A 2,653-nucleotide genomic window follows, 5' to 3' on the forward strand; every position below is an offset into this window, starting at 1 on the left:
CTCTGATTCCCGTAGTTTCATTTTATGCCCTGTATATATCGCCATTGCTCAGTACATAGCATAGAGCTTAACGCAAAGTATTTGTGGCTTGATTTTAACCCTTTATGTCCAGTGTAAAAAGTACCAATCATTGTGATCAATGCTCCTACTGACCAATATTTATGTGCTTTCATATAATTCCTCCGTCTTTTATCTTCGGTGTTTTTAATTGTAATTATACTATACAATAATCAGATGTCAATTTGATAATGAAACAATCAGGGCAGCCGGGGCTTTGACAGTTACATCGATTATAAAGTCCATTAATCCCGCATAAACTCTAGGTTTTCTTTGTCAATCAATTTGTTTTGATTTATAGTAATGTCGAAAGTAGTTGAATTATTTTAAATCAGATAGTATTATTTTTTATAGAATCTTATCTATTACTGAAGTAACGAGAATGCGACGCGCAGTTATTCAAACACTTTGAATACATCAAATCCCGGATCATCTCTCTGGTATATTATCTTCTGTTTTTCATTTATTATAGTTAATTGCCCCGAACTTGCATTGTAATCAATCGAATTCATGCCACTGTTCGATTTGAAGAAATCGATCTTTTCCTGCATGACCTTGATAAGATTCTGTGAATAAATCTGGTTCGGTAAGGATTTATCACTAACCTCATACAGACGGTCAAAGGAAAGATTCTGACACACCCCTTTCAATGTGTGCGCACTGCGGAAAGCATCTTCATAATTTTTATTTTCCAATGTCTGTTTTAACTGTAGATAACTCTGGTCTTCAAGGAACTTTAATGTAAATCTCTGAATCAGTGCTTCGCTGTGAAGGCGTCCCAAAACAGCCTCATAGTTTCCTCCGATAGCTTTATAGCACTCCTGCATTGTCATCTTTTAGCCCTCCTGTCAATCGTATTCCACTAATTCATGAACCTCTGCTAATCATTATGAACATACCTTAAAATCGTTTTTATAACTTCCTCAATCACAATCGGCTTTGACAAATGTGCATTCATTCCTGCATCCAACGATGCCTGAACATCTTCAGCAAATGAATTGGCTGTCATTGCTATAATAGGAATGTTTTTTCCATCCGGTCTGTCATTCATCGCCCTGATTGCTTTTGCCGCTTCATAACCGTTCATTTCAGGCATCATGATATCCATCAGGATTACATCAAATGTGCCTTCCGGATGATTTCTGAAAATCTCAACAGCATTCTTTCCATCTACAGCTCTTTCTACATTCATTCCAAACTCTTCCAGCTGCACGGTCGTAATTTCTGCATTCAGCTCATTATCCTCTGCAAGAAGAACTTTCACACCTGTAAGATTTACCTTTTCAGAAAAACCTATGTCTGACTTATTACATTCCTTATCAGTAATTTCCAGAGGAATATCCACAGTAAAAGTGGTTCCCTCATGCTTTTTGCTTTGCACGGAAATGGTTCCACCCATCATATCTACATACTTCTTTACGATAGCCATCCCCAGTCCAGCTCCATGGTACTGCGTTCTCACATCGGAATCTTCCTGTGCAAATTCCTCAAAAACTTCTTTTGTAAATTCCTCACTCATGCCAATACCAGTATCCGAAATGCGGTAATGCATATTTATATATCCATCCCCGCCCTTTTCCTGACACCGGGCTTCAAATGTAATCGTCTCTCCATCCGGAGTGAACTTCACGGCATTGCTCAGAATATTTACCAGCACATCTCGCAGACGTACAGAATCCACAAGTACATTGGGGATCTTTGCTTCTTCACGCTGGATCTTAAAGCTGATATCCCTGTTCGTAAGAAAGCCTTTTGTAATATCCAGTGCAAAATCTGTGATACTTTTCAAATCTGTCGGTACCGGATTGTATTTCACTTTTCCACTTTCCACGCGAGTCAGATCTAATACATCATTGATCAGCGACAGTAAATGCTCTGAACTTTCATCAATCTTTTCCAGACAATTTTTCACTTCGTCTGACGGATTATTTTTCATTGCAATACCGGTGAATCCCATGATTGCATTCATCGGTGTTCTCATATCATGGGACATATGTGACAGAAATGCTGTTTTTGCCTTGTTTGCAGCCTGCGCATGCTCTGCCAGTTCCGCCATTTCCTCAGCCGTCTCCTGGGCTGCCTTCTGAGCTTTTTTTCTTGCACTGAGACGCATTGCTATCATAGCCATAGTAGTCAGCAGCCATCCGAAAATAAGAAGAACCCAAACAGTAGCAACAGGATGCAGACGGATCCAGTCAACAAATGTCAGCTCTGCTGCTTTGTATGTGGTATACCGTGCTGCTAGATCTTCGACAAGATTTTGGGGCATGGCATACATTGCTTTCGTCAGAATACCAGCCAGCGCATGGTTCTCTGTTGACGAAACTACCATGCGGTAGGTGAATGTAGGCTGTTCCAGCAGCGTATATGTCATGGTGCCCGTAGTGTCACTATTCACAAACGCCTGTGCCATGTAATAGTAGACGAAGGCAGCATCGGCTTTACCCTTACGGACAGCTTCCATCATTTCCTGCCGAGTACTGCACATCAGCTTTTCTGCACCGGGTGCCATTGCATCTGCAATTGAATTTGATGCTGTTGAAGCGGCGCACGAAAAACGCGAAAGCGTTTCACGATAAATGCGAAAACGCCTATC

At 40.7% G+C, this 2,653-nt stretch carries 2 protein-coding genes and 1 pseudogene; all 3 read right to left on the reverse strand.

Annotated features, from left to right (window positions below; genetic code table 11):
* A pseudogene (locus AC075L_RS06420) lies at nt 1–173 on the reverse strand (DUF6219 family protein); the annotation flags it as partial.
* 279 nt (nt 174–452) lie between these two features.
* Nucleotides 453–890, reverse strand: coding sequence for an Hpt domain-containing protein (locus AC075L_RS06425; protein ID WP_476387384.1), 438 nt, complete (start codon nt 888–890; stop codon nt 453–455).
* 47 nt (nt 891–937) lie between these two features.
* Nucleotides 938–2,653: ATP-binding protein (locus AC075L_RS06430; protein WP_476387385.1), on the reverse strand; the 1,716-nt coding region annotated here is incomplete at its 5' end.

The organism is Blautia sp. ZXY-1-B12 (assembly GCF_056339915.1).

Bases quoted from the DNA above. Each gene is read 5' to 3' on its own strand.
- AC075L_RS06425 (WP_476387384.1), bottom strand. From the start codon at position 890: ATGACAATGCAGGAGTGCTATAAAGCTATCGGAGGAAACTATGAGGCT.